Source organism: Phytoactinopolyspora alkaliphila, assembly GCF_010550695.1.
GTDB classification, from domain to species: Bacteria; Actinomycetota; Actinomycetes; order Jiangellales; family Jiangellaceae; genus Phytoactinopolyspora; species Phytoactinopolyspora alkaliphila.
This window is the reverse complement of record NZ_JAAGOB010000014.1, coordinates 97,387-124,039: the sequence shown is the minus strand read 5'-3', so window position 1 is coordinate 124,039 and position 26,653 is coordinate 97,387. Positions and strand designations below refer to the sequence as shown.

Genomic DNA, 26,653 nt, shown 5'->3' with positions numbered 1-26,653 from the left:
TTCAGTCGGCCGCGCCTACCATCGCATCCGCCTCAAGGGCGAGAAAGGCGTCGACCCTGCCCTCGGTGGTCATCACGTCCCGGCCGGTCAGCTCGGTGATCTTCGCCAGCCGGTTCCGGAGCGTGTTGACGTGGATGTACAGGGTCGCCGCTGTGGATGCCAGCTGAGCGTCGTTGTCAAGAAAGGCCCGCAGCGTCGTCTCCAGCCGCCCGCCGCGGCGGGCGTCGTAGTCCCGCAGCGGGGCGAGCACAGTGTCGCTGATCCGCCGCAGCGACCGACCGTCCTCACCGCCTAGCAGAAGGTGGTAGGTGCCGAGCTCGCTGAACCGCTCGACGGCCTGGCCACCGGCTCGGCGCAGGAGCACCCGGCACGCCTGGCGGGCCTCCCGCAGCGGCCGCCGCAGCGCCCGCGCACCGTCGGCCGGGCCGCTCACGCCGGCCACAAGCCGAGTCTCCGGCAGCTGCTGCTGGACGTGGATGATCATCCGCCGGGCCATGTCCAGCCCGTTCTCGGCCGACTGCGCCCAGGGGAAGATGGCGACGACGTCGCGCGCGCTGTTCGCCACCAGCGCGGGTATCCCCCACGAAGGCAGAAGCTCACTGAGCCGGGAGGTCAACTCCGCACCAGCGGACCCGTCGTCGCCCACACAGGCCGCCGCGACCACCAGCATGGGACTGGCCGGATCGATGCCGAACGCTTCGAGGCGGGGATAGACCTCCGCCGCTACCTCGGTGCCCGCGAGGATCATCTCCAGCAGCTCGCTGGCAAACCGCGCCTCCATCGCCTGGGCCAGCCGCATCCGCGCCACCTCGAGGCTCAGGTAGTGCGCCGCCTGGGTGAGCGCTTCGTGTTCCACGCCGGACAGCTCGCCGGCCGGGCGTAAGCAGAGCAGACCCGCGTCCACGTGGTCGAGCGCCGCCACCAGGAAGATCGCGGCCGTCCCCTGCTCCCCGAGGTCCACCTCCAACGGCGGCGGGTGCTGGCGAAGCGCCGTGCCCGCCCGTGCCCCGGCGTCGTCCGTCAGCGACGCATCCGCTGCCGCCAGCACTCGCCCGGTGCGGTCCACCACCGCGAGCGGCAGCTGGTGATCCCGCCGCAGCACCTTCAGCACGCCCGTGGGACCCGACCCTCGCGAGATGGCATCGGCCAGATCATGCCCCCGGCGTACGGTCTCGACCAATGCGGCTTGCCGACGGTCGGCCAGCTCGGCTGCCACCGCCCTGGTCATCTCGGTGAACGGAATCTCCACCGGTAGTTGCAGCAACGGCAGGCCGGACGCCTCGCACGCCGCCACGAGGTCCCGCGGCACGGCAGGGCTCTCCTCCCGCAGTCCGTAGACCACACCCGCGCCCCCGCTACGCGCGACGTTCACGACGAACTTCGCCGCGTTGCCGTCCACGTGCCAGAGTCCGTTGGTCAGCACCAGTTCCCGCTCTCGCAGGTACTCCGACGGGTCCAGCAGCTCGGTGTTGTGCACCCATAGCAGTGGTGCGTCCAGCGCGCCGGGCGCACCTGCCACCAGGACACGCAGACCCAGCGCCTGATTCGACACCAGCGAGCGGATAGTCAGCACGGTGTGAGAATAGCCAGTCAGACGAGCGATGAACTAGAGCTATCTCCATGTTCGCCCGTGCCTCCCGGATGGTCCGCTGTCCCGCACATCACCACCGGAGCTCGCCACGAGGAGGCACCATGTTCGGTCCACCCACGCCGCGCGGCACCACCGGCGAGGAGACGGCCTTCAACGACTACCCGCTCAGCGAAGTCCCGGCCAAAGCCCGGCGGGGAGTCCTTCCGCTGATCATGATCCTCATCGGGTTCGTCTTCTTCACTCCCACGATGCTCTCCGGCGCTCGGCTGGGTGCGGCGTTCCGGCCCAGCGAACTGCTCGCGGTGCTCGTTGTGGGCAGCCTGATTCTCGGAACCTATGTGGCCGTGCTGGGCGTGATCGGCGCGCGCACCGGGCTGACCACCGTCCTCCTCGCCCGCTACACGCTGGGCCGCGCCGGCGCCAAGTGGGCCGACATTCTGCTCGGCGGCACCCAGGTCTGCTGGTACGCGGTCACAGCGGCGTTCCTCGCCGACCTGTTGGCCAGCGCGTTCGGGTGGCAAGAGCACACGTGGCTGATCATCGTCGTCGCGGCGTCCTTCACGGGGGTCACCGCCTACTTCGGCTACCGCGGTTTGGAGGCCCTCAGCGCCGTGTCGGTTCCCCTGATGCTGCTGCTGATGGGCTGGGTGGCCGCCCAGGCGTGGCGGGAGATCGACACGGCCGGCGGTCTCGACGCGGTGGAGCCGACGTCGTCGCTGGCCTGGGCGACGGCGGTCACCATCGTGGTCGGCACGTTTGTCAGCGGCGGCACCCAGACGCCCAACTGGACGCGATTCGCCCGCAAGCCCTCCCACGCCCTCATGGCCACCTTCGGCGCGTTCTTCTTCGCGAACCTGATGATGCTGGTGTTCGGCGCAGTCGGCGCCATCGCCTATCAGGAGCCCGATTTCGTCGCCGTGCTGCTGCAGCTGAATCTGACCGTCGCGGCGGTGGTCCTGCTGGTGTTCAACATCTGGACCACCCAGGACAACTCCGCCTATTCGTTCGGAGTGGCCGGCGCCGAGATGTTCGGTGTCAACGACAAGCGGCCGTTCATCGTCGGTGGCGTCATCGTCGCCGTGATCCTGGCGCTGTCCGGCATCTACGAGGCGCTCCCCCAGTATCTCGTCCTGCTCGGCGTCTTCATCCCGCCGCTCGGCGGCGTCATCATCGGCGACTATTTGTTCGTGTGGCGCGGCCGGCTGCCTCGCCTCGACAAGACCCGGTTTGTGCGGTTCCGCTGGGACTGCCTCTCGGCGTACGCGCTCGGAACACTGGTCGCGTGGCTCAGCGACCGGCTGTCGGTCGGGCTGCCCCCGGTTCAGGGCATCCTCACGGCATTTCTCGCCGTGCCGCTGTTCACCTGGGGCCTGCGCCGCCTGGGTGTGCGCAGCATGCACACCGTGCGGCCCGAGAAGGACGACGAGCCGGGCCGGCCGGACGACGACGTGCACGGCCAGCCGGGCGACGAAGCCGCCACCATGGCCTCCGCCGCCGGCGCATCCGAGGGCCGTCCGTGACCCGGCTGCTTATCGACCCGTCGGCGGCGCTGCCGCAGACGACGCGCCGGCTGCTCTTCGGCAGCGTCAATCCGCGCCCCATCGCGTGGACGTCCACCATCAGCGCCTCCGGGATCCGGAACCTGGCGCCGTTCAGCTTCTTCACCGTCGTCTCTACCGCGCCGCCGATGGTCTCGATCACCATCGAGCGCCACGACGACGGCCGGGAAAAGGACAGCTTGCTCAACATCCGGTCCACGGGCGAGTTCGCGGTGAACGTCGTCACCGCAGGCATGGCCGCTCAGATGTGCACGACGTCTGCGGAACACCCCAGCGAGGTGGACGAGTTCGACCTGGCGGGTGTCGCGGCGCGTCCGGCACACCGGATCGGCGCGCCGCTGGTGGCGGACGCGCCGATCAGCCTGGAATGCGAACTGGAACGGATCATCCAGCCAGGCGGGGATGCGGTGGTCATCGGGCGGGTCGTCCTCTGGCACGTCGACGCCGCCATCGTCGACGGGGAGCATCACGTCGACGTCCTCAGGTGGCAGCCCATGGGCCGGGTCGGAGCGTCGTTCAGCCCGGTGGAGCGCATCATCGACAGCTTGGGCGAGTTTGCCTCGCCAGCTGTCGCCGCGCACGACGACGTCCCGGCGGTGATCGGATGAGCCGGTCCCCGGCCGCCCACAGCACTCATCACCTGACCGAAGGCAGTGCGCTCTGGATTGGCCGCGAGATCGCCGAGGGCCGGCTGGATCCGGTATCGCTGGTGGACATGTGCGTGGACCGTGCCGCTGGTACCGAGGCGGAGCACGTCTTCATCACCCTGACCTCGGCCCGCGCCCGGCGGGAAGCGGAGGCTGGAGCTCGCCGGCAGCGGCAGGGCACACCCGCCGGGCCGCTGGACGGCGTGCCGATCGCCTGGAAAGACCTCGTCGACCTTCGCGGCATCCGCACCACGGCGGGGTCGGCAACCACCGGGACGCTGGCCGAGGCGGGCGCAGGCGCCGACGTGGTCCGCAACGCGACCACCGCCGGCCTGGTCACCATCGGCAAGACCAATCTGAGCGAGTTCGCGTTCTCCGGCCTCGGCACCAATCGACATTTCGGCACCCCGGACAACCCTCGCGCGCCGGGTCGCGTGCCGGGTGGGTCGTCGTCCGGTTCAGCGGTGGCCGTCGCTCTGGGCCTGGTCCCATGTGCCGTGGGCACCGACACATCCGGCTCGGTCCGGGTGCCGGCGTCGTTCTGCGGACTGGTCGGCTTCCGGCCAACCTGGGGACGGGTGTGCTTGACGGGAGTGGCGCCGCTGGCGCCGACGCTGGACACGGTAGGACCGATCACCCGCACCGTCATCGACGCCATCGCGCTGGATGCGGTGCTCGCGGGCGGCGCTGTTGGGCTGCGGCGCACGCAGCCACCCCCGGGGGACGTCGTCGTCCCGCGCGGCCCGCTCGTCGAGAATCTGGACCCGCCGGTGGCCGAGCAGTTCGGCATAGTTCTCGATCGGCTGTGCCGTGATGGCTGGAGCATCCGGCGCGTACGGATTCCCGAGATCGACGATGTCGCCCAGCTCTTCGAGGCCGTCGGCACACTCGTGGGTGCCGAGGCGTACCGTACCCGTGCCTCCGCCGTACACAGCGCCGACGCCGCGCTAATGGACCCCCGGATCCGGAGCCGGTTGCTGGCCGGGCGGACGGTCCTGGAGAACCACTATCCGACGCTGCTCGCACGGCGAGCGGAGCTGCGACGACGCGCCCAAGCTCGACTCGGGCCCACTCTCCTCGTCTACCCGACAGTAGCCGTGACGGCTCCACGCACCACCACGGTGGAGACCGATCCACGGGCCTTCGCCGACGCCAACCGACGGGTACTGCACAACACCATGATCACGAGCTTCCTCGACTTTCCCAGCATCACGCTACCTGGGGGCATGACCTCCGACGGGGTGCCATTCGGGCTGTCCATCTCAGGGGCGTCGGGCACCGACGAGCGCGTGCTGTGGACCGCTGCCGACGCCGAGTCGTCCCTCGCATCCCTCGCCGACGGCGGTGTGACGAGAGCGCCGCTTGCGGCGTGCACTGCGTGCCAGCCCAGGGTCTGACGTTGCCGACTATGAAGACATCGGGAGCACGGGTGGAGACGTGATCTGGCCTGCCTGCGCGTCCGCGGCGCGAGAAACGAAGTCACGAGCTGGGGTAGAGCTCCACGTTGGCGCGATGCGCCCCGATGAGCTTTCGATCGCCGGTCAACAGCGGGCAGTCGAGTAACTCTGCCAGTGCGATGTAGGCGGCGTCGTAGGCGGCGAACTTGTGGCGGAGTTCCCACGCGCGTTCAGCGGTGACGGCCCCGGGATAGCGCTGGATCTGCAGATCGGCGAAATCCAACCTCGCATCATCCGCGTGTTCTGGTACCAGTTTCCCGGCCTGGACCAAACCCCGCAACGCGTTAGCGAACTCATAGTCGACGAGATGGGGCGCGCTCAGCACACGCGGTGCTGATAGCCGTTGGCGTAACACGTCGTTGGATTGCGCGTTGGTGAGAACGTAGACGAGAACCGAGTTGTCGACGACGAGCGCGGTCACTCGCCAAAGCATCCAAAACGACCCGCAGAGTGCAACTTGCCCTGGGGAATAGGCCTACGGAACTCAAGGTTCAGCTCAGCCATGGAGCTTCACGTGGTTTTACCCGATGAGTCGCCGTCGATGCCCGTGGATACGCTCGTCGATCTGGCGCGGGCGGCCGAGGAACTGGGGTACTCGGCCGCATGGTTACCGGACCACGTGCTGCCCCCGGGCGAGTACGGCGCCACCTTCGGCGGTGTCTACGAGCCGCTGGTAACCATCGGACATCTGGCGGCCGTCACCGAACGCCTGCAATTGGGCACTTCGGTGCTCGTCGCGCCGCTCCGCGATCCTTTCGTACTCGCCAAGCAGATCGCGACCCTGCACCGACTATCCGCGGGACGCGTGACCCTCGGCCTCGGGGTGGGCTGGAACGAGCAGGAGTTCGACGCACTCGGAGCCGACTACCGGCACCGGGGCGCGATCACCGACGACATACTTGAGCTGCTGCGCCACTTGTTCTCCGGCGGTACGGCGCCCTACCAGGGCCGACGGTTCTCCTACGAGCATGGAGTGTTCGCGCCGATCCCGGACGGCGGAGTGCCGATCATGGTCGGCGGCAACAGCGACGCCGCATTGCGCCGCGCCGCACGGTACGGCGACATCTGGCAGGGTCTCCCCGCCAGCCCCCGCGCCTTCGCGGAACGGGCGCGGAGGCTGGCTGAGCTCGCGGCCGACCGCGACATCGTGCCTGCATTGCGGATCGGCTGGGACGGGACCACGCCGGTCGAGCGCGTCGCCGATGACGTGATCGCGTACCGGGACGCTGGAGCGGCCCAGGTGGCTGTCCACTTCGGCGAGTATCAGGGAACTTTCAAGCGGATGGAGGCTCTTGCCGATGCGTTGACCGGCCGTTGACCGGACCGGTATCGCGCGAGATCGGCGTTGACCTCGTCCTCGATCAGGTCCGCGTTGATCACCGCTGCCGCCCGTACGGCGTCGGCAGACGCCTTGATCACCTGCGCCATCGGGTCGGTGACATTGCCCGCGGCCCACACGCCGGGTACGGAGGTCAGTCCTCTCGGGTCCGTCTCCACCACCGTGCCGATGCCCATGGGATGCGGCACCGTGTCGAGGCCGAGGCCGGCCATCATGTCCGACCGTGGGCGGAACCCGGGCGCCACGGCCAGGGTCTGCACCGCGTGGGTGGTCCCGTCTTCCGTGACGACGCCCGTGAGCGCGTCGCCGGTGGACTCCACCGCCGTCACCGGAGAGTCGATAACGCCGACACCACGCGCTGCCAGCTTCTCCCGATCCTCGTCCGACAGCTCCGGCATGGTGTGCACGAACAGCGTGACCTTCGGGCTCAGCTGCCGGAACATCATCACCTGGTGCACCGCCATCGGGCCGGTGCCGAGCACTCCGATCACCTTGTCCCGGTTCTCCCACCCGTGGCAGTACGGGCAGTGCACCACATCCTTGCCCCACCGTTCCCGCAGTCCCGGCACGTCGGGCAGCTCGTCGACGAGTCCGCTGGTGAGCAGCAGCCGGCGGGCACCCACCACGGTGTCGTCGTCCAGGGTGACCGAGAACCCGTCCTCGGTGCGTGCCGTAGCCGTCACCGAGCCGTTCACGATCACTGCCCCGTAAGACTCCGCCTCCTTCCGGCCGATGCGCAGCAGTTCGGCCGGGCTCACGCCGTCTCGCGTCAGGAACGCGTGCACGCCTTCCGCGGGAGCGTTGCGCGGCTCGCCCGCGTCGACCACCAGGACCGAACGACGAGACCGCCCCAATACCACCGCGCCGCTCAGGCCGGCCGCTCCCCCACCGATGATCACGACGTCGTAGTTGCTATCGATCTTCATTGTCATCATGGTGCAATGTTCCGCCCGTACGCTGCCGATGACAAACTCTCTTGCCGAAGTGGCAAACTGGGCCTATGGATGACGCCACCGAAGATGTGATCAGCACCGTCGGCCCCCGGCTGCGAGCGCTACGCGCCAAGCAGGGAACCACGCTTGCCGACCTGTCCGAACGCACCGGGATCTCCGTCAGCACCCTCTCCCGGTTGGAGTCCGGCCAGCGCCGCCCCAACCTCGAGCTCCTGCTCCCCCTCGCCCGCGCACACGGGGTCCCGCTCGACGAGCTGGTCGGCGCGCCCGCAACTGGCGACCCGCGCATTCACATTCGGCCCTTCACCGCGTACGGGATGACGATCCTCCCGCTCAGCCGCGGCGCAGGCGGCCTGCAGGCGTTCAAGCACATCATCCCCGCCGGAACGAAACGATCCGAACCCACACCCCAGGTCCACGAAGGCTACGAATGGATGTACGTCCTCAGCGGACGGCTCCGGCTCGTGCTCGGAGAACACGACCTTGTGCTACCAGCCGGCGAAGCCGCCGAATTCGACACCAGAACACCGCACTGGTTCGGCCGAGCAGACGACAACGCCGTCGAATTCCTCAGCCTCTTCGGACCACAAGGCGAACGCATGCACGTCCGCGCCAAGCCAAAACGCAGCTGACACTGCGGTCAATCCTGTTCACACTGCTCGACCGCAGCCGAAACGAACTCGTCGAGATTCATTCGCTGTATGTTGCCAATGGTCGCCTCTCCGGCGGCCGCGAACCGTTCATATTGAGCGTCGTGAATGGCAGCCGCGCTCATCAGATAGCCGAGTGCGGGAACCTCCCAGAACACCGGATCATCCCGCAGGCCACCGAAGTCGTCCGCGCTGGTGTGCGTCTCGTTGACCCGGAGGGCGATGCCACAGGCGACGTCGACATGAGCCGCTGCGACGTCCGCCGAATCTGCGGACGCGGGCGCATCGTCTCCGAACACGAGGGATCCGGCGAGCAATCCAGCGGCCATGCCGATCACCAGCGTGGCGGCACAGGCTCCCATAGTCACGCCGCGTGCCACTCGCGGCTTGTTCGCCTGGTCAAGCTCGTGCGTTCCGTCAGACATGATCTCCCTATTCCGGCATACCGAATGCGCCGCTCGTTGGCGCCCAACATTCTACGGACCGCAGATCCGCCTTCCACGACCAACCGAAGCAACCTCAATGAGACCTCGCGCCGTGGCGGACGCTCGCTTCGGCACTCCTCGCACCAGCGCATAACCGTCTCGTCCGTAGATACTGCGCCGTACTCGACCGGTCGATAGCGCATACGGGCTACTCGACATGGCCGGCAACACAGACGAGCTGACCTGCACTCCACCGGTTCCGCACATCGCCTGCGCGTCGTTGACGTGATTAGCTCGACTCGGTGAGATCACCTGCTTGCTTCAGTTTCGAATGGAAACATGGGGCTGCGGCGATGCCGGTAGGTGAGGGTGAAGAGGTCGGCGCTGGTGGCGCCGGGGGTGTTGGCCCAGATCAGCTTGGTGGCGATCGGTTCGAATGCCGCCCGCGGCGAGTGCACGCCTTTGGCCGCGATAATCGCGACCGTCGTGGGTTCAATGCCGACCATACGGAACTGGACCTGACTCGACGTACCGGTGGGCCGGGCGTGGACGGCCAGCAGGAAACCGTCGTCGGTGCGGACCCCGGCTGAGGCGCCGAGGTCGAAGAACCGGGCACCGCCGTGGGTGGCAGCACCACCACCGGCCCCTCCGGTTCAGCAGCCGCCGCACGCAGCGCGTCGTCGACACTCGGCGCGTCACCGATCATCTCCTCGCGCATCCCCCACGCCGCCTCAACGATCGTCCCTGCGACGTCCTCCGCGAGGCCGGCATCATCGTCGGTGACCACGACGACGCTCAGACCCATCTCGGCGATGTCGGCGTAGGGGAAACCTTCGACCACGCTGACCGACACCCCATCGAACGGACCATGCTTTTCGAGCGCGCCGATCATGCGATCCGTCAGGTGCTCGAACGCCTCGGTAGTGCTGGCCCCAGTAGGTGTGATCCAGCTGAACACCAACGGCACCACCTCGACGTCGGACTGCTCCGCCTCGTAGGCGAAGAACCCGGCCAGAATCGATTCCGACGTCGCGTACTCGACCCGGATCGCCTCACCCTCAACAATGCCCGCGGCCTGTCACGCCGCCAACGTCGCCTTCGCCGGAGCGAACGTGTTCGCCTCGTGGCTGAAGCCGAGCGTGGCCAGCCTCATCAGGACCGCACCTTCACGACCAGCTCGACCTCCACCGGAACGCCCAGGGGCAGACTCGCCACGCCCACGGCGGAACGGGCGTGCCGGCCCCGATCCCCCAGCACCTCGAGCAGCACCCGGCTAGCACCATTGGCCACCTCCGGCTGCTCGATCAGGTCATCGACGGCGTTGACGAAGACCGTCAACTTGAGCACCCGCTCCACCGCGTCCAACGAACCGACGGCCTCGATCAGCCGGTACAGCCCGTTCGCCACCGCCTTACCCGCCTCCTCGGCGGCCCGCTCCACCGTGACACCCGCGCCGACCTTACCCAGCAGCGGCCCCTCCGCACCGACGAAGGCGACCTGACCCGATACATACGCCACCCCGTCAGCCACCACCACCGGGTCGATCAACGCCTTGGCACCCACCGGTGCCGGAGCCACCGCCAACGCCTCAGCAAGACGATCCTCAGCTGTGCTCATCATGTTCCTCACTCTTCACTCGATGGATCCTTCACCAACCGACAACAACCGACGATCTCAACGCCAACCGTTCACATGCGCCGCTTCTTCTCGACGGCCACGTCCTTCTGAACCGCGACGGTGGCCGTGGCCAGGCCAGGGTACGGGCTGCGGGCTTGGTATAGCCGTCCGGCCAGCGGCTCGGCAGTGCTGCGTTCTTCGCCGTAGCCCTCTCGCGCCGTGGTGATCAACACATCGCGGGAGTCCGGGCCGCCCAGGGCGATGCTGGTGCACTGCGCCGGATCCACCACCACGACGAAGTCGAGGCTCCCGGTGGGGGTGTAGCGGCGGGCCTCGCCCGAGCCGTACATCGCCACCCACACCCCACCATCGGCATCGATCGCCAGACCGTCCGGCATCCCATCGTCGGCGGTGAAATCCACGAACGCCTCCCGCCCGAACACCTCACCGATATCGAGATCGACTCGGTGCGCCCAGATGGCGCGCTCGAAGGTGTCCACATGGAACAGGTACTGCTCATCCGCGCTGAACGCCATCCCGTTCGTCAACGTGAACCCCGACGCCGCCTGCCCCACGGTGCCGTCCGGCTCGACCCGCAACAACCCACCGTCCAGCGGGCGGCGATCCGGCGCGATCGACCCGATCCACAACCGGCCCCGCGAGTCCGCGACCCCATCGTTGACCAGCCAGCCATCACCCAGCCCGAGCCCACACCACCGCCGGCCCTGCCCCCACGCCCCGTCATCGCGCCGGCCGAGCACATACAGTTCCTGCCCGACCGCCACCACCACCCCGCCGGACGCCTCCGGCTGCACCAAAGACGTCCGCCGCCCAGTGCGCCACACGCAAACCGCGTCCTCCCCGAGTGTACGGGTCCACACGTCTCCCACCGACGCATCCACCCACCACCACGCCACACCGTCCCAGCGCGGGCTCTCCCCCAGCCAGGTCCGCGGCCCCACCGCCTCCTCGACCAGCACAGCAGCCACAAAGCCCGCACGTACCGTATGGTCCATCACGTGCCGCCCGCCACGAAGTCACCGAGCGCGGCCTCGAACCGCTGCAGCACCACCTCGAGCTCACGCTCACTATGCGCGGCCGAGACATACCAGATCCCCCTTGGGGCGACCCACACGCCGTGATCCACCAGCACCTCGGCGAAGCGTGCGTAGCGGACCTGGTCGAGGCGGGCCATGCCCGCGTAGTCCCAGACCTGGTCTGGGTCACCGAACGAGACGTGAAATGCCATCGGCAACCCCTGCACCCGCACCGGCACCCCATGAGAGGCTCCCAGCTCACGGATACCGGCCATCAGCTTCGCGCCATGGTCCTCGACCCGCTTGTACGGCGGATCCTCCCGCAGCGCCGTCAACGCCGCCGTCACCGCCGCGCACGCTGGAACCGACGAGTTGAACGTCCCCGAATGATTCACACCGCCGGCGAACATATCCATCAGCTCGGCTTTGCCCGCCAGCGCCGCCACCGGCCACCCCCCAGCCATCGCCTTGCCATACACCCCCAGATCAGGCGTCACACCGAACCGCTCGGCCGCACCACCCAACGCGAGCCGGAACCCCGTGATGACTTCGTCGAAGATCAGCACCACGCCATGACGGTCACACAACTGCCGCACCTGCTGCAGATACCCATCACGGGGCACGATCGCGCCGCTGTTGCACATCACCGGCTCCGCAATCACCGCCGCCACATCATCACGCTCGGCCAGCGTCGCCGACAACGCCGCGATGTCGTTATACGGCAAGAAATACGTGTCATCCAGATGATGTGCCAACTGCCCCGCACTCGCCGGCCCGGTCACCCCGTCCACCGTCGTGACGAGCATGTTGTCCAACCAGCCGTGATACGTGCCCTCGAACCGGACGAACTTCGACCGGCCCGTGGCCGCCCGCGCCAGCCGCAACGCCGCCTGATCAACCTCCGTCCCGGTCACGCCGAACCGGACCCGCTCCGCCCAGCCGACCGAATCCAGGAACAACTCACCGGCCTCGTTCTCCAGCGAATGCTGTGCCCCGAACACCGACCCCCGCCGTGCCGCCCCCGCCACCGCGTTGTTCACCACCGCAGGGGCGTGCCCCAAGAAGTTGGGGCCCTGACCGAGGAGGTAGTCGACGTAATCGTTGCCGTCCGCATCAAACAACCACGCGCCCTCACCCCGCTCAAAGAACACCCCCGGCCCCGCCAAACGCACATTCGAATGCACACCACCCGGAGTGATACCAACAGCCCGTGCCCCCAACTCGGCCGACCGATCCCGCACCCGCACCGACATCACATTTGCCTCCTCATATCCGGCGCTGCTAGGACCTAAGTCCTACCGAGTAATGTAGATTACGCTACAGCACGTCGTTCGCGCAGCGTTGACCGCCGCCGCGCGCGTCCGGAGCCCCGGAGGCCACCCATGTACGCGTACATCGGCACCATGGCCAGCCAAGACGATCCCGCGCGCGGGATCACCGTCGTCGACCTCGACGGTCCGCGCACACGAGTCGCCGGCTCCACCGCCGGGAGCGCGACCAATCCCATGTACTTCGCAACGTCCGCCGATCAGGCGGTCCTCTATGCGGCGCATGCCACGGCGGACGGACAGGTCAGCGCTTGGATGGTGCGGGGCGCCGTGCTGACCCAGCTCGGACCTACCCGCCACACCGGCGGCGGGGTGGCGTGCCATCTCAGTGTGGATCCCCGTGGTCGGCACCTGCTCACCACCAACTACGCCAGCGGCACCATCGCCGTGCATACCATCAACGACGACGGGACCCTGGGCGACGCCAGCGATGTCATCCAGCATCCCGGCGTGGGGACCCGCGGCCGGCGACAAGGCGGCTCACACCCGCACATGATCACCGCTGACCCTTCCGACCGGCCTGGACGCGGGCACTTTCTCGCCGTCGACCTCGGCACGGACACGATCTATCGCTACCGCCTCGACACCTCTACCGGCCACCTCGACGAAGCCGACCTTGTCACGCTGCCGCTGGGCACGGGACCACGCCACCTCGCCGTCCACGGCGACTACGCGTACGTCGTCGGCGAACTCGGCTCCACCGTTACCGTCCTGGACCTCAACACGTCGCCGCCTACGGTTCTCACCACAGTGCTTTCGCACGCGACCGTCGGCGCCGGCCCCTGCTACCCCTCGGCCATCCGGTTCTCCCCAGACGGTAGGTTTTGTTACGTCCTCAACCGTGGGCCGAACACCGTCGCCACGTTCACCGTCGACGGACCTGACCTCTCGTTGATCGCGACCGTGGATTCCGGCGGAGATTACCCATGGGATGCAACCATCCACGACGATCACCTCTATGTCGTGAACCAACGCTCCAGCACGCTCAGCGTCTTCTACGTGGATCCACGTAGCGGCGTTCCACAGATCACGGACACGTCGATCGACGTACCGTGCCCTGTCTGCATCCTCCCGATCGGCGTGCCCAGCCCGCAGGCCCTGCCGGCGGGTCGTTCCGAAGTAGCCAGTACGCGTGACGGCCTGATATGACGCCGGGCCGACACGCCGTCATCAAGTCCGAAGGAAAGTGAGCATTCAGCGTGAAGATTCTCGTCATCGGTGCAGCCGGCCGCGTGGGCGCGATGATCGTCGGTGAGCTGGGCAAACGGCATTCTGTGCGGGGCGCGGATCTGCACGAGGGACAACTGATCCCAGGCGCCGCCGAGTCAGTCGCCGTCAACGTCACCGACATCAGCTCCCTGCATCGTGCGGCAAAAGATCAGGACGCTCTGGTCTATGTGGCCATGGGTCGCCAGGACGGGTGGGGTTCTACCGGCGGTTGGGCAGAAAGCCACTTCGACGTCAACGTGAAAGGTCTCTACCTCTCCATTCAGGCAGCAGTCGCGGCCGGCGCGCACCGAGTCGTATACGCAAGCTCACTATCGATCTTTCATTCCTACCTCGACCACGGTCACGAACTGGACGAGCGCGCGCCAGACGCCACCGACGCCTACGGCCTGACCAAACGACTCGGCGAGCAGGTATGCGAGGCAGCCGTACGCGAGCACGGCATCGACGTCGTCTCACTGCGGCTATGTGGACCGCTACCGGACGAGGAGTACGCGGCCTACGACGGCCCAATGCCCGAGATCCGGACCGCCGGCAGCGATGTGGCATCCGCGTTCGTCGCCGCTTTGGAGCGCCCGGTGCGCGGCTTTGAAGCACTCGTTGTCTGCGGCGATCGCGAGCAGCGCTACGTCTCCTGGGACCGCACCCTGGACGTGCTGGGCTGGGAACCACGGGCCGACCGAACCCAGGAAGTGGGGTCTGGGTGAGCGCCACACTCCGCGAAGCGCGCGTCGACGGCGACCGCTGCCTGATTCTGGAGTCCGCCGAGATCCGCGTCGCGATCAACGCGGACTACGGCACCCACATCTATGAGTTCACCGACCTGCGTAGCGGAACCAACCTGCTCTACCAGGACCCGAAAGGCCCACGCCACTACACCGTGGGCGGCTGGTACGAGCTGTTCCCCAACGCCGGCAACGCCTGCTCCCTCGACGGGCATCAGATGTCCAAGCACGGTGACATCCAGCACCAACCCTGGCAATACGAAGTCCAGACCGCCACGCCCGAGACCGTCGAGGTCGCCTTCCGCACCCGGAGTCAGGATTTGCCCTTTGACGTCACCAAGACCATCCGGCTGCGCTTCGAAGACACCATCGTGCACGTCAGCGAGACCATCACCAATGTCTCCGATCGCCCGCTCCCCTACCTGTGGGGACACCACATCACCTTCGGTGAAGCGTTCATGGCAGCCGCGTCCCGCATCAGCCTGCCTGATACCGAGGTGTTCGCCCGCGATGGCGTCGACCGACCGAGCAGCCCTTACGCGCCCGGCGCTCGGGGCCGCCTCGACGCGCTTCCTGCCCGTGGTGGCGGCACCGTCGACCTGACCCGGTTTCCAGCCCAGCCGTTCGCCGCCATGCTCTTCGCCGACGCCCTGCCGGAGTACTGGTACGACGTGTGGTCCGAAGATCTCGGGGCGGGAGTCACCGTCACTTGGGACGGTCAGGCGTTCCCGGCCCTGTGGATCTGGGCCACCAACCGCGCCACCCCCGGTAAGCCCGAGCTCGTTGCCTGCGCATTAGAACCACAAGCCAGTGCTGTTCCCACCCTGGCCGAGGCCGCCGCCACCGGAGCCGCCCCCGTTCTGCAACCCGGGGCCACCCGTGACGCGTGGCTTCGCGTCAGGCTCCACCACACATCGCTACCAACGAAAGCTGAGGCGCATGACCACCGCGAGACTTGATCACCTGACGCGCGACGAGCTGGCCCGGCTCGCGCCGCGGGCCACGGTGTTGGTGCCCCTCGGCTCCACCGAGCAGCACGGCCCGCACCTGCCCGTCTGCGCGGACTCCGCGATCGTCACCGACATAGCAGAACGCGCGGCCACCCAGGCGGCGCTCGACGTCCCGGTGGTCGTCGCACCGACCTTGCCGTTCGGATTCGCTCATCACCACCTGCCATTCGGCGGGACCGTCAGCATCGGCATGCTCACCTACCTTCAGGTGCTCACGGACATCGGCACCAGCCTGCACGCGTCCGGGTTCAGGCGGCTGATCTTCATCAACGGGCATGGCGGCAATGACGCGGCCGTCCGCGCCGTAGGTGACCGGCTCGTCGTCGAGAACGGTCTCGACATGCATGTCGCAGGCACCTCGTACTGGACCTGTGCGGCAGATGCCCTGCGCGACATGAACCTGGATGTCGGCCCGGTGCCCGGGCATGCGGGCGGGTTCGAAACCTCGTGCTTGTTAGCTCTCCATCCGGATCGAGTCCGCTCCGACCAGTTCCCTCCGGCCGAGGAATCGGTTCAGCCGCTGGTACGCCTCGGAGCGCGCGAAGCCGTGATACGCCAGCCTGGCATCTGGCAGCTCAGCGACGGTCGGACCGACGACTCCAGCCGGGCCAACGCTGATACCGGTGAGAAGGCTCTGGAGAACATCAGCGATGCCGTGGCCCGCTTCATCGTCGATTTCCATCGGTCCAGCCAGGTCACTGCGTAATCTCATCGGACAGGCTCGCCCGATGCGACCTGTCGCTCGCATCGGTCAGCGAGGATAGCCCGTGCCTGCCGACGTGTGATGTCCAGCGCAGAAACCCTTGCCGCAACATAAGCAAACTCTTGACCTAGGACCTGAGTGGTGCCATGATTCTGGCAGCGCGCGTACCGGACGGCCGCAATGCCCGCTACCGGGCACCTTGGAGGTTTCCCGATAGTGAGTTCCGCCTCCCCGCATTATCCAAGCGGTGCACAACTCCCTGGTTGCGCCACCGGACGTATGAAGAACAGCGACGCCGCGAGAGGAGCGTGAACCATGTTGAGATTCATGGCTCGTCGGTTGGTGCGGTTGACGCTGTCGCTCGTCGTGGTGTCGATCATCACCTTTGGGCTGTTGCAACTGGTTCCGGGGTCGTTCTCGGATCTGGCCGATGTCGGTTCGACGGCGTTGGGTGATCAGGCGTCGTCAGATGACGGTGGTTTGGCCGGTCGGTATGGCGACGAGGTGCCGGCGTGGGAGCAGTACGCGACGTTCATGCGGGGCTTGGCGACCTGGGACATGGGGCCGACATATAAGTACCCGCAGACCACGGTGGAGGAGTTGATCGGTGAGGCGTTCCCGGTGTCGCTGTCGTTGGCGGTGCCGGCGACGTTGCTGACGCTGCTGGTCGCGATTCCGATCGGGATGCTGGCGGCGGTGAAGAAGGACAAGCTTGCCGACTACGGGTCGATTTTCACGCTGACCACGATCCAGGCGCTGCCGGGGTATCTGTTCGCGTTGGTGCTGGTGTTGATCTTCTCGGTGGGATTCGGCTGGTTGCCGGTGCGGGGGTGGAATGGTCCCGAATACATGATCATTCCAGTGGTGGCCTTGGCGGTGCAGCCCACGGCGATGCTGGCGCGATATGTGCGCTCATCGATGCTGGAGGCGCTGCGGGATGAATATGTGGTGGCGGCGTTGGCGAAAGGCGGCACCAAACGTGTGGTGTTGGTGCGCCATGTACTGAGGAACTCGTTGATCCCGCTGGTCACGGTGGTTGGCCCGATCTTCGCCGCCCTGGCGACCGGGACCGTCTTTGTGGAAGTCCTCCTGGGGATTCCGGGTTTGGGGCGATTGTTCACGCTGGCGGCGAGGACACGGGATATGCCGCTGCTGATGGGCACCACGTTGTTCTTCGCGTTGGTGTTGATGGTGATGAATTTGATTGTGGATCTCGCCTATGGCTTGCTCGATCCGAGGATCCGGCATCAGCAACGCGCCGACAGTAGGTGGCGCCGGCCGAAACGCCCCAGGATGTTGCGGGGCTCGCCGGTTCTCGGCAACAACACCGATCACGACGGCGGTGGTGGCGGGTCACCTGCTGCGGGATCGCCGGACGCGGCGACGAGTATGGGGGCGCGGGGATGAGCAGTCTTGAGCAGATCAGGCAGGGCATCGCCGCGGCTCCTGCATCGGCTAACGACACTAGCGATGGTCCTGGTCATGGTGGTGGTTCCGGTGACCGGATGCGGGCGCAGAGCGAGCTGGGGCGAGGTTGGGTCCGGTTCAAACGCAACCGGCTTGCGTTGGGCAGTCTGATCTTTGTCGGAGTGCTGGTGATGGTCGCCGTAGCGGCGCCGGTGCTTGCGCCGTACTCGTACACCGAGCAGGACCTGACCGCGCGGTTGTTGCCGCCGCTGGCCGATGGTCATCTGCTAGGCACGGACCAGTTGGGCCGCGACGTGTTCTCCCGGCTGCTGTACTCCCTGCGCACGGCGTTGATGATCGGATTCGCCGCCGAGCTGGTCGCGCTCATCGTGGCGCTCGGAGTGGGGCTGTGGGCAGGCTGGCGCGGCGGCAAGGCCGAGTCACTGCTGATGTCGTTCACCGATGTGATGTATGCGTTCCCGAGCTACCTGTTCTCGGTGCTGCTGGTGGTGATCATGGGACGCTCGGTGTTCGCGATCATCCTGGCGATCGGGATCGCCGGCTGGGTCACCCAGGCCCGCCTGGTCCGCGCACAGGTATTGAAGATCAAGAACTTTGAGTATGTCGAGGCGGCTCGGTCGATCGGCACCGGCGGGGTGGCGATCACCGTGCGCCACATTCTGCCGAACGCGGTCGGCCCGCTGCTGGTCACCACGAGTTTCGCGATCCCGGGGGCGATCATCGCCGAGTCCGGGCTAGCGCTGCTCGGTCTGGGGGTCGCTCCGCCCACACCCAGCTGGGGCGGGATGATCATCGACGGATACACCTATGTGCTGGCCAACCCGCACCTGATCGCCGCGCCCCTAGCACTGTTCAGCCTCACCATGCTCGCGTTCACCTGGATGGGCGACGGTCTCCGCGATGCGTTCGACTCCAGCGAGGAGGACCACGCATGAGCACGAACTCGAGCACAACCGCAGATGGGCGTGCGACGACATCGCATACCTCAGGCGGGACGGTGTTGTCCGTGACCGATCTGCGGGTAACGTTCACCCGGCCCCGAACGGGACCGGGGTCCACCGTCGTGGACGGGTTGTCGATGCAGATCCCAGCCGGCGGGTCGGTTGCGATCGTCGGGGAATCCGGGTCTGGGAAGACGGTGTCGATGCGGGCGATACTCGGGGTGCTCCCGGAGACGGCACACGTCACCGGTCAGGCCGTCTTCGACGGGCAGGACCTCATCGGCATGCCCGAGACACAGTTGCGGCGAGTGCGTGGCGCCCGGATCGGGATGGTGTTCCAGAACGCCATGTCCGCGCTCAACCCCACCCGCACGCTCAAGGTGCAGTTGACCGAGCATCTGCGCTGGCACGGCACCACCAACCGCAAGCAAGCACTGAACCTCGCGGTCGAGGCGCTGGAGAGGGTCGGGATCCCGGAACCACACCGGCGGATCCGGATGTATCCGTTCCAGCTCTCCGGCGGGCAGCGCCAACGTGCCATGATCGCCATGGCCATCGCCGCAAGGCCGCAGTTGCTGATCGCGGACGAGCCCACCACCGCCCTGGACGTCACCGTTCAACGCCAAGTCCTCGACCTCCTCAAAGACCTGCGCCGCGAAGACGGACTCGCACTGGTGATGATCACCCACGACCTCGGCGTCGCGAAATACCTCTGCGACGACATTATCGTCATGCGCCACGGCCACGTCGTCGAAACAGCACCCCTGCGCTCCTTCATCACCACACCCCAACACGCATACTCCCAGCAACTCCTCAACGCCGCCCTCGACACCACCACCGACAACAACGGCAACGGCGGCGACACCTCTACTGACACCGCCGGCGAAACCACCGCGACTGGCAGTGAATCCATCGGCATTCAGCCGCGTGCCGCCAGGACCGAGTCAGCTGGCGGTGGGCGGGATCTGGTGCTGGTGCGGGATCTGGCGAAGGTGTTCCACGGCCGCGGAGGCGACGTTCCCGCCGTCACAGACGTGGACCTGACCATCACCAAGGGTGAGACCGTCGGCGTGGTCGGCGAATCCGGCAGTGGGAAATCGACCCTGGCCCGGCTGCTCACTCGCCTCATTGACCCCACGGCCGGCAGTGTCGCCTTCGACGGCACCGACGTGCTCACCCTCACCGGTGCGCCGTTGAAAGCATGGCGACGACGGGTGCAGATGGTGTTCCAGAACCCCTACGCCTCTCTGCTCCCGCACCAGACCATCGCAGCGAACGTCGCTGAGCCCCTAAGGGTGCACAAGGTCGGCACCACCACGAGCCGCCGCGCCCGCGCGATCGAACTTCTCGACCTCGTCGGGATCCCGCAGGAGCGGGTCGATCAATACCCGAGGCAGTTCTCCGGCGGACAGCAACAACGCGTCGCCATCGCCCGCGCCCTCGCGCTGGAACCCGACCTGCTCGTGTGTGACGAACCCACCTCCGCACTCGACGTGTCCATCCAAGCCCAAGTCCTCGATCTTCTCCAAGACCTCAAGAACCGGCTCGGGCTGTCAATGCTGTTCATCACCCATAACCTCGCCGTGGCCCAGCAACTGTGCGACCGCATCATCGTCATGGCCAACGGACACATCGTTGAAGCCGCCCCCACCCAGGAACTCTTCACCCACCCCGAGCACCCCTACACCCAAGCTCTCCTCGCCGCGGTCCTGCCCATCCACCGCCAGCCAGCACCCACCCCCGGCACAACCAGCCGCGACACCCCCCCAATAGACACCACCGGCCAGCTGATCGAATCCAGCCCACGCCACTGGGTCCGCACCACAGCCCACGGCGCACGCGCTACCCGGTCCGCAGCAACGACCGGTGCAAACAGCACCTAGAACAACAAACACCCGCGCACGGGCGCGGTCCGAGACACACAACCCGCCAGTATCCGGCCGGGTCAAGTCGTCATAGCTTCAGTGAAGGAGTTCCAGCGATGACACGCGCTACCCGCAACATAGTCGACAACGTGCCACAACTCATCGGTCGACGGACGTTTCTCGCCGCCACCATCGCCGCAGCCGCGGCAGCCTCCGCAGCGTGCGGGTTCGGCGACGACGGCAGTGACAACAACACCAGCGACGAGGACGACGCCAACAATAGTGGTGGCGGAAGCGAGCCGCAGCGCGGCGGCACACTACGGCAATCCATGATCCCGGTCACCCACCTCGACCCGGCAGTGTCGGGCAATTCGTCATTCGGGCAGATCATGATGATCGGGCTCTGGGAAGGCCTCGTCGTCATCGACGCCGACGATCCCTCCCAGGTGCTTCCCGGTGTGGCGGAGTCCTGGGACATCTCCAACGACGGCCTCACCTACACCTTCCACCTGCGCTCCGACGCGACGTGGTCCAACGGCGACCCTGTCACCGTCAGCGATTTCGAGTGGAACTGGAAGCGCATCCTCACCCCTGGCATCGCCGGCGAAGGAGCGCCGTCGTTCAATGCCTCAACCACCCGTATCGTCGGCGCAGGCGCCTACATGAACGGCGAGACTACCGACTTCACTACCGTCGGCGTGACCGCCCTCGACGACGCCACCTTCGAGCTCACCCTTGAAGAGCCCAACCCCGACTTCCTCATCCATCTCGCCGGATACTGGGCGCTGCCGCTTCACCCAGCCACCGTAGAGGAACTCGGCGAGGCGTGGCTGGACCCGGAGAACTGGGTCAGCAATGGCGCGTATGTGCTTGACTCATTCCGGGTCAATCAAGGCGCCGTTCTGCTGCCCAACGAACACTACTGGGACGCAGACAGCTACTACCTGGATCGGTGGGAGGTGACGTTCAACGACGGCGGCACCACAGCCGACCTGCTCGCCTACCAGCAAGGCGAGATCGACATCACCGGCCGCATCGAGGACGACCTCGAAGCCGTCACCACCTCCGACGTCGCCGACGAACTCATGACCTCACCCACCAACCAGGTCCGCCGGCTCATCGTCATGAACAGCAAGAACCCGGCTCTTCATGATGTACGCGTCCGCCAGGCGCTGGCCATGTCCATCGACCGTGAGGCGCTGGCAGGCGTGGCCAAGCCGGCCGTTGCCGGAAATTCGCTCGTTCCGTCCGCGGTCCCGGAATACGACCAAGTTCCCGGCATCGAATACAACGTGGACCAAGCCCAGAGCCTGCTGCAAGATGCCGGTTATGCCGACGGCGAGGGCATGCCGACCGTTAGCCTGCTGGACTTTCAGCAAAGCCCGTGGGTGGAAGCAATCGCCCAGATGTGGCGCGAGAACCTCAACATTAACGTTGAACTCGACATCGTCGAGATCGGCGTCTACGTCGAGAAACGCGACGCGGTGCACCCGGAGGACTACACCGGCTTCTACATCCAGAACGGAGCGATCAACCCACCCACATTCCTCGCTACCGCCCAGTCCGCGATTCCCGGCGCGCCGACCATCAACGGCACGAACCTGGTACCGCCCGAGATCGGCGAGGACGTGCTGGCTGCCCAAGAGAACGGCACCGCGCCGGCCGACGTGTACGCGATGATCGAAGGCAACCGTCACCCCGAGCTAGAGGAATGCGTCACCCTGCTCCGGGAAGCCATTGGGGAGCGAGATGAGGCGACGCAGAACGACCTGCTGATCCAGGCATCGACTGCGTGGAACGAGACATACACGCTCATCCCCGTGCTCTGGGGCGGCTACAACCTCCTGGTCAAACCACGGGTGCAGAACCTCAAGCCGTGGATCTATCCCACCATCTTCACCACCAAGGGAGTCACCATTGACGGCTAGCGTCCCCTGCACGTGACTGTCACCGGCCCACAGCGGCAGACAAGAGGAGAGCACGCACCGTGACCGAAGCACCGATCCGGGTAGGCCTCATGGGCCTGGGCCGCAGCGGATGGAACATCCATGCCGCCGGACTCGCCGAACTCGACCAATACCAGGTCGTCGCCGCCGCCGACCCCGACCCCGACCGCCGCACCGAAGCAGAAACCCGATTTGGCTGCACCAGCTACACCGACCCCGAAGCCTTCCTCGCCAACGCCGACGTCGAACTCGCCATCGTGGCCACACCCTCGCACACGCATGTCCCGCTCGGCCTCGCCGCGCTCGCCGCCGGCAAGCACGTCGTCGTAGAGAAACCGCTGGCACAGACCGCGGCCGAGGTCGACACGTTGACCGCGGCCGCCGAGAAGGCCGGGCGCGTGCTCACGTGCTTTCAGAACAACCGCTTCGAACCGACGTTCCTGGCCATCCGCGACGTCATCGACTCCGGCCGACTCGGTGAACTGGTGCTGATCCGCCGCGCGATACACCGGTACGCTCGACGCGCGGACTGGCAGACCCTGCGCAAGTTCGGCGGAGGCGAACTACCGAACACCGCCTCGCACTTCCTCGACCAGCTTCTCCTGCTCATCGACGACGGACCCATCGAGCTGCTCGCCGACCTAAGGCGCACAGTCTCCGCCGGCGACGCCGAAGACCACGCCAAACTGGTGCTCAAACCCAAGAGCGGCCCGCTGGTCGACCTCGAATCCAGCAACGTGGTGGCAATGCCACAACCCGCCTGGTTCGTCGCCGGCACCACCGGCACCCTCACCAGCACAACCGACGGACTGCACGTGAAGTGGTACGACCCCACCAGCGTCGACGAACTCCAACCCGCGGAAGGCGCAGCACCTGGCCGAGCCTACGGCACCGGGGAACACATCGACTGGCACGAAGAGACCATCACCCCCGAACCTGCCACCGGCAAACGCACCTTGCTCTACTACGAACACCTCGCGCGAACCATCCGCCACGGCGCCGACCTGTACGTCACACCGGACAGCGTCCGCCGCCAGATCGACATCATCGAACGCGCGCGTCAGCAGACTGGCCTTCTCTAGAGATCCGTCAAACACGGTGATGAGACGGGACGGACAGATCCACATGAGCGCCACCGGAGAATCCAATGGAGCAGCGGTCCATGATGTCGACCTTCGAGACGACCGAGTAACCTGGGGCGGCGCTGTCGAGGTCGAGCACGCGAGCGGATGGTCGCGAGGATGGCGGCTGCCGGTCAGCCAGATCCACCTCTTCCCCGGCGAGCAGCTTCGCAGTCGAGCGGCGATGCAAGCGGGAATCCGCCTGGAGTTCCGCGCTGACGCTACGACGATCAGCGGGACCGCAATGGTCGATGAGCAGCCGCGCACGCCGTTGATTGACCTGGTCATTGACGGTTCCTACGTGGCGTCGTCCTCCATCATCGGGGATGGTTCCTTCGCCTTCCATGCGCTACCCGCTGGCATGAAGACGGTGGAGCTGTGGCTGCCGCAGTACGGGGACGTCCGGCTCACGTCTCTGGCGGTGAACGTCGGCGCCGACGTCCGGCCCGCGTCCGGCGCGGTCCGTCCCCATCTTGTCACCTACGGTAGCTCGATCACCCAATGCCGGGCTGCGGCCTCGCCTTCGAGGACATGGCCGGCGCTGGTGGCGGCGGATCTGGGCATGGACCTGACCTGTCTGGGCTTCGGCAGCGAATGCCACCTGGATCCGATGATCGCCCGGCTGATCCGGGACCGGCCCGCTGACGTCATCATCACGTGCCTCGGGATCAACGTCTACGGCTCGGGCACCTTCACCGAGCGGTCGTTTCTGCCGGCCATCCTGGGGTTCCTGAGCACGGTTCGCGATGGCCACCCCGGGAAGCCGATCGTCGTGCTGTCTCCCATCATCAGCCCGGAACGGGAGACCGCCGTCGGCCCCACCGGCATGACCTTGCACGAGGTCAGGTCCGCCGTTGAAGAGGCGGCACGTCTGTTGAGCGAGGATGACGGCGACATCCATCTGATCTCCGGCCTCGACGTGTTCGGTCTCGAGCGGGCAGCCCTCCTGCACGATGGGCTGCACCCCGGTCCGGAGGGATACGTCGCACTCGGCCGGTCGATCCTCGCTAGACTGCGGACTGTCTTGCCGCCGAGTCTTGATGCATCGACACGGGCGGCCACTCAGAGATAGGGGACAAGAGGCCTCGGCCTCGTCAAGATGCCACGGCGAAGCATCTGCGGCGGGACCTTCATCGTCAGCACTCCCCCGCCGCCCGCCCCCGGTGTCAGCCGAGACCCAGCGGGGGTACGTTCACGCGTCCATGAGGTGGCCAGTCGATCTCCACGATATCGTCGCTCCGCCAGTCGACCTGGACGGACTCTGCCGCTGGCCGCCGGTCGTCCTCAGTGCCTATCGTCACCAGGGACACGTAGACCTGCGACGGATCGACACGGTCGACGACGAGGCGGGGGATGACGTTGCGGCCGTAGACGCTGTTGATGTGATGGCCGTGACGCCACGCCCGTGGTTGTTTCGCGCGGCTGTATCCGCGGATCGCTTGAATAGCGACAAATCTGGATCGAGACCGTTCGCGCACGAGGGCCCACGACCGTGTCCCGCCGCAGTCGACACCGCATTCGATCTGCTCACCGGGCGCATAGGCGAGCGGTGCAGCACCCTCGACCGCATCGAGAGCCCGCTCGTCGCCCGCGGGCCGGATCCGGTGCACTCGGAGATGGCTGTTGCCGAGCACGAGGACGACCGTCTCGAGTTCGTGATCGTCGCCTCCGAGGGTCTGCCGGTACTGGAAGCGCAACCATCCGGGCTCGCCGACGGCCGACACCGAGGAACGGCATCGGTGACCGGTTTCGTCGCCGGAACGCAGTGACAACATGCCGTCGATCGCCGGAAGACCGTCGACGAGTCCTGCATTGAAAGGTGCGAGCGTCGAGTAGTGGTACTTGCCGTACTTGGCGGGATGATCGCCGCCCTTGGCGGAGAACCGCTGCACGTGACCCGATCGGCGGTGCCCTGCGAGCACCCAACCGGTTGTCGGCATGACCCGGATGAAGTCACCGGTCTCTACCGGGAGGTCCTCCTCCGGGCTCGTCCAGAACGGATCGTCGGCGGCAAGGGACCAGAGTCCCCCGAACGCCTGCATAGACCAGTACGCGGAGCCGGTTGAGATGTACCGTTCCCGGATGTCCTGTGTGCCTTGACTGGTCAGCGCCTGACGTAGCGATCCGTCGGCCCGCACGGCGCCTCGATCGATGTACCACCGTAGGTGCCTGCCGACGAGTCGTCGTAGCATTCCGGGACTATGCGGCCAGCACCCGTGGTGATGCGCCCAGATCGGCGCGCCCAGACGCGCGAACTTGTAGGCGAGGCTGCGTCCATGCTCGGCGTAGGCGCCGTCCACCGAGAAGAAGTGGGGAAAGGACTCCATCTGCAGGCGGACGCGATCGCGGCTCCTATCGCGCCACTCCCGGGCGTTATCGCCCTCGACCTCCATGATCGCCAGCAAATGCGAGGTGAAGGCCCAGTAGTTGTAGTCGTCGAAGTGGTCCGTGCCGCGTTCGGGACCGTCGTCGAACCAGCCGTCACCGGCGTAGATGCGATCGCAGTAGTCGAGCACGTCGGAGATGACCCGCTGGTCGTAACGCTGGCCGAGGGCTTTGCGGGATGCGTGGTTGAGACCCCAGAACAGCGCGAAGTTGCTGCCGAAGCGGCCGGGATGGTGACCGCACGCCTCCAGCCAGCGGACGATCTGAGCCTGCTCGGCCGGCAGGAGCTGGTCCCAGATCCGCTCGCGCGACTGCCAGAGCGCGAATGCGACGTGGCCGGCTTCGACCATCCAGATGTCGGCGCTGCCCGGACAGGCCGACTCGCCCCAGTAGCCGGGTGAGCCGGGGTCGGTGCCATGGAGCAGCGCCTGTCGGGCGAGGTGCGTGATGTCGTAGTCGACCCCTCGCCAGTGCACCGACGACGGGCGGTCCGAGCGTGTCAGCCAACCACCGAGCCCCCACATCATGCGGGTGACACCCTCGAAGCTGCCCCCTTCGTCGTACGGGCAGTGGATGCCGTCCGTGAGGGTCCTGGAACCGGACTGGTCCAGTGATCCTGCCCAACCCGCGACCAGCCATGACCAGAGATCGAGAGCCTCCCGTTGATCGAACGGAGGCCGCGAGCTGTTCATGCTTCCT

The 26,653-nt window shown here is 66.7% G+C and carries 23 protein-coding genes and 2 pseudogenes; 15 read left to right on the top strand and 10 right to left on the bottom strand.

What is annotated here, in order from left to right:
- Position 1 precedes the first annotated feature (1 nt).
- Positions 2-1,573: a PucR family transcriptional regulator ligand-binding domain-containing protein gene (locus tag G1H11_RS21620; RefSeq protein WP_163820690.1), complete on the bottom strand. Its 1,572-nt coding sequence runs from the start codon at positions 1,571-1,573 to the stop codon at positions 2-4.
- 119 nt (positions 1,574-1,692) lie between these two features.
- Here G1H11_RS21620 and codB point away from each other — a divergent pair, with 119 nt between their 5' ends.
- Genes codB through G1H11_RS21605 form a run of 3 tightly spaced genes read left to right on the top strand, consistent with a single transcriptional unit; the run spans position 1,693 to position 5,194 of the window.
- Positions 1,693-3,111, top strand: coding sequence for a cytosine permease (codB, locus tag G1H11_RS21615; protein WP_163820689.1), 1,419 nt, complete (start codon positions 1,693-1,695; stop codon positions 3,109-3,111).
- On the top strand, positions 3,108-3,758 hold the full coding sequence (locus G1H11_RS21610) for a flavin reductase (protein ID WP_163820688.1): 651 nt from the start codon (positions 3,108-3,110) through the stop codon (positions 3,756-3,758). Before codB ends, G1H11_RS21610 begins: the two co-directional genes overlap by 4 nt.
- Positions 3,755-5,194, top strand: a complete 1,440-nt coding sequence (locus G1H11_RS21605; RefSeq protein WP_163820687.1) for an amidase family protein — start codon at positions 3,755-3,757, stop codon at positions 5,192-5,194. Before G1H11_RS21610 ends, G1H11_RS21605 begins: the two co-directional genes overlap by 4 nt.
- An 82-nt stretch (positions 5,195-5,276) precedes the next feature.
- On the opposite strand, the gene G1H11_RS21600 is transcribed toward G1H11_RS21605, so the two are convergent.
- Positions 5,277-5,675 (bottom strand): type II toxin-antitoxin system VapC family toxin, encoded by a 399-nt coding sequence (locus tag G1H11_RS21600; RefSeq protein WP_216844009.1) that lies wholly within the window; start codon positions 5,673-5,675, stop codon positions 5,277-5,279.
- Positions 5,676-5,756: 81 nt separating this feature from the next.
- Between G1H11_RS21600 and G1H11_RS21595 the strand changes: the two genes are divergently transcribed.
- The gene (locus G1H11_RS21595) at positions 5,757-6,572 is read left to right on the top strand and encodes a TIGR03619 family F420-dependent LLM class oxidoreductase (RefSeq protein ID WP_163820685.1); all 816 of its coding nucleotides are present in this window, start codon (positions 5,757-5,759) and stop codon (positions 6,570-6,572) included.
- Here the strand turns inward: G1H11_RS21595 and G1H11_RS21590 are convergent.
- Positions 6,518-7,519 carry an NAD(P)/FAD-dependent oxidoreductase gene (locus tag G1H11_RS21590; RefSeq protein WP_216844007.1) on the bottom strand — a complete coding sequence of 334 codons (1,002 nt, stop codon included), beginning with the start codon at positions 7,517-7,519 and terminating at the stop codon, positions 6,518-6,520. The genes G1H11_RS21595 and G1H11_RS21590 overlap by 55 nt on opposite strands.
- Before the next feature lie 74 nt (positions 7,520-7,593).
- On the opposite strand from G1H11_RS21590, the gene G1H11_RS21585 reads away from it, so the two are divergent.
- The gene (locus G1H11_RS21585; RefSeq protein WP_163820684.1) at positions 7,594-8,178 is read left to right on the top strand and encodes a helix-turn-helix domain-containing protein; all 585 of its coding nucleotides are present in this window, start codon (positions 7,594-7,596) and stop codon (positions 8,176-8,178) included.
- Positions 8,179-8,186: 8 nt separating this feature from the next.
- Here the strand turns inward: G1H11_RS21585 and G1H11_RS21580 are convergent, their stop codons facing one another.
- From G1H11_RS21580 to G1H11_RS21555, 6 genes and pseudogenes are all read right to left on the bottom strand, one after another.
- Positions 8,187-8,621, bottom strand: a complete 435-nt coding sequence (locus tag G1H11_RS21580; protein WP_163820683.1) for a hypothetical protein — start codon at positions 8,619-8,621, stop codon at positions 8,187-8,189.
- A gap of 308 nt (positions 8,622-8,929) precedes the next feature.
- Positions 8,930-9,235, bottom strand: a pseudogene (locus tag G1H11_RS25350) (MlrC C-terminal domain-containing protein); the annotation flags it as partial.
- Between the two features lie 107 nt (positions 9,236-9,342).
- A pseudogene (locus tag G1H11_RS27510) lies at positions 9,343-9,687 on the bottom strand (M81 family metallopeptidase); the annotation flags it as partial.
- A gap of 86 nt (positions 9,688-9,773) precedes the next feature.
- A complete protein-coding gene (locus G1H11_RS21565) occupies positions 9,774-10,241 on the bottom strand; it encodes a RidA family protein (RefSeq protein WP_163820681.1) in 468 nt (155 codons plus the stop codon).
- Between the two features lie 68 nt (positions 10,242-10,309).
- The gene (locus G1H11_RS21560; RefSeq protein ID WP_163820680.1) at positions 10,310-11,227 is read right to left on the bottom strand and encodes an SMP-30/gluconolactonase/LRE family protein; all 918 of its coding nucleotides are present in this window, start codon (positions 11,225-11,227) and stop codon (positions 10,310-10,312) included.
- A 26-nt stretch (positions 11,228-11,253) separates the two neighbouring features.
- Positions 11,254-12,528: an aspartate aminotransferase family protein gene (locus G1H11_RS21555; protein ID WP_163820679.1), complete on the bottom strand. Its 1,275-nt coding sequence runs from the start codon at positions 12,526-12,528 to the stop codon at positions 11,254-11,256.
- A 129-nt stretch (positions 12,529-12,657) separates the two neighbouring features.
- Here G1H11_RS21555 and G1H11_RS21550 point away from each other — a divergent pair, with 129 nt between their 5' ends.
- The 10 genes from G1H11_RS21550 (at position 12,658) to G1H11_RS21505 (ending at position 24,641) form a co-directional block, all read left to right on the top strand.
- Positions 12,658-13,752, top strand: coding sequence for a lactonase family protein (locus G1H11_RS21550; protein ID WP_163820678.1), 1,095 nt, complete (start codon positions 12,658-12,660; stop codon positions 13,750-13,752).
- A gap of 50 nt (positions 13,753-13,802) precedes the next feature.
- On the top strand, positions 13,803-14,537 hold the full coding sequence (locus tag G1H11_RS21545) for an NAD-dependent epimerase/dehydratase family protein (protein ID WP_163820677.1): 735 nt from the start codon (positions 13,803-13,805) through the stop codon (positions 14,535-14,537).
- Positions 14,534-15,514 carry a DUF4432 family protein gene (locus tag G1H11_RS21540; RefSeq protein WP_163820676.1) on the top strand — a complete coding sequence of 327 codons (981 nt, stop codon included), beginning with the start codon at positions 14,534-14,536 and terminating at the stop codon, positions 15,512-15,514. The genes G1H11_RS21545 and G1H11_RS21540 overlap by 4 nt, the downstream gene beginning before the upstream one ends.
- The gene (locus tag G1H11_RS21535; RefSeq protein WP_163820675.1) at positions 15,495-16,271 is read left to right on the top strand and encodes a creatininase family protein; all 777 of its coding nucleotides are present in this window, start codon (positions 15,495-15,497) and stop codon (positions 16,269-16,271) included. The genes G1H11_RS21540 and G1H11_RS21535 overlap by 20 nt, the downstream gene beginning before the upstream one ends.
- A gap of 312 nt (positions 16,272-16,583) precedes the next feature.
- The gene (locus G1H11_RS21530; protein WP_163820674.1) at positions 16,584-17,675 is read left to right on the top strand and encodes an ABC transporter permease; all 1,092 of its coding nucleotides are present in this window, start codon (positions 16,584-16,586) and stop codon (positions 17,673-17,675) included.
- A gap of 98 nt (positions 17,676-17,773) precedes the next feature.
- A complete protein-coding gene (locus G1H11_RS21525; RefSeq protein ID WP_163820673.1) occupies positions 17,774-18,631 on the top strand; it encodes an ABC transporter permease in 858 nt (285 codons plus the stop codon).
- Positions 18,632-18,702: 71 nt separating this feature from the next.
- Complete coding sequence (locus G1H11_RS21520; RefSeq protein WP_163820672.1) at positions 18,703-20,520, top strand: dipeptide ABC transporter ATP-binding protein; 1,818 nt, start codon at positions 18,703-18,705, stop codon at positions 20,518-20,520.
- A gap of 98 nt (positions 20,521-20,618) precedes the next feature.
- Positions 20,619-22,430, top strand: a complete 1,812-nt coding sequence (locus G1H11_RS21515; protein ID WP_163820671.1) for a peptide ABC transporter substrate-binding protein — start codon at positions 20,619-20,621, stop codon at positions 22,428-22,430.
- 59 nt (positions 22,431-22,489) lie between these two features.
- A complete protein-coding gene (locus G1H11_RS21510; protein WP_163820670.1) occupies positions 22,490-23,530 on the top strand; it encodes a Gfo/Idh/MocA family oxidoreductase in 1,041 nt (346 codons plus the stop codon).
- 43 nt (positions 23,531-23,573) lie between these two features.
- A complete protein-coding gene (locus G1H11_RS21505; RefSeq protein WP_163820669.1) occupies positions 23,574-24,641 on the top strand; it encodes an SGNH/GDSL hydrolase family protein in 1,068 nt (355 codons plus the stop codon).
- A 94-nt stretch (positions 24,642-24,735) separates the two neighbouring features.
- On the opposite strand, the gene G1H11_RS21500 is transcribed toward G1H11_RS21505, so the two are convergent.
- Positions 24,736-26,646 (bottom strand): DUF2264 domain-containing protein, encoded by a 1,911-nt coding sequence (locus G1H11_RS21500; protein ID WP_163820668.1) that lies wholly within the window; start codon positions 26,644-26,646, stop codon positions 24,736-24,738.
- Between the last annotated feature and the right edge of the window lie 7 nt (positions 26,647-26,653).

Coding starts and splice junctions, on each gene's coding strand:
- G1H11_RS21550 (WP_163820678.1), top strand. CDS start 12,658: ATGTACGCGTACATCGGCACCATGGCCAGCCAAGACGATCCCGCGCGC.
- G1H11_RS21515 (WP_163820671.1), top strand. CDS start 20,619: ATGACACGCGCTACCCGCAACATAGTCGACAACGTGCCACAACTCATC.
- G1H11_RS21595 (WP_163820685.1), top strand. CDS start 5,757: ATGGAGCTTCACGTGGTTTTACCCGATGAGTCGCCGTCGATGCCCGTG.
- G1H11_RS21555 (WP_163820679.1), bottom strand. CDS start 12,528: ATGTCGGTGCGGGTGCGGGATCGGTCGGCCGAGTTGGGGGCACGGGCT.
- G1H11_RS21590 (WP_216844007.1), bottom strand. CDS start 7,519: ATGAAGATCGATAGCAACTACGACGTCGTGATCATCGGTGGGGGAGCG.
- G1H11_RS21530 (WP_163820674.1), top strand. CDS start 16,584: ATGTTGAGATTCATGGCTCGTCGGTTGGTGCGGTTGACGCTGTCGCTC.
- G1H11_RS21580 (WP_163820683.1), bottom strand. CDS start 8,621: ATGTCTGACGGAACGCACGAGCTTGACCAGGCGAACAAGCCGCGAGTG.
- G1H11_RS21565 (WP_163820681.1), bottom strand. CDS start 10,241: ATGATGAGCACAGCTGAGGATCGTCTTGCTGAGGCGTTGGCGGTGGCT.
- G1H11_RS21605 (WP_163820687.1), top strand. CDS start 3,755: ATGAGCCGGTCCCCGGCCGCCCACAGCACTCATCACCTGACCGAAGGC.
- G1H11_RS21500 (WP_163820668.1), bottom strand. CDS start 26,646: ATGAACAGCTCGCGGCCTCCGTTCGATCAACGGGAGGCTCTCGATCTC.
- G1H11_RS21585 (WP_163820684.1), top strand. CDS start 7,594: ATGGATGACGCCACCGAAGATGTGATCAGCACCGTCGGCCCCCGGCTG.
- G1H11_RS21505 (WP_163820669.1), top strand. CDS start 23,574: ATGAGCGCCACCGGAGAATCCAATGGAGCAGCGGTCCATGATGTCGAC.
- G1H11_RS21535 (WP_163820675.1), top strand. CDS start 15,495: ATGACCACCGCGAGACTTGATCACCTGACGCGCGACGAGCTGGCCCGG.
- codB (WP_163820689.1), top strand. CDS start 1,693: ATGTTCGGTCCACCCACGCCGCGCGGCACCACCGGCGAGGAGACGGCC.
- G1H11_RS21525 (WP_163820673.1), top strand. CDS start 17,774: ATGCGGGCGCAGAGCGAGCTGGGGCGAGGTTGGGTCCGGTTCAAACGC.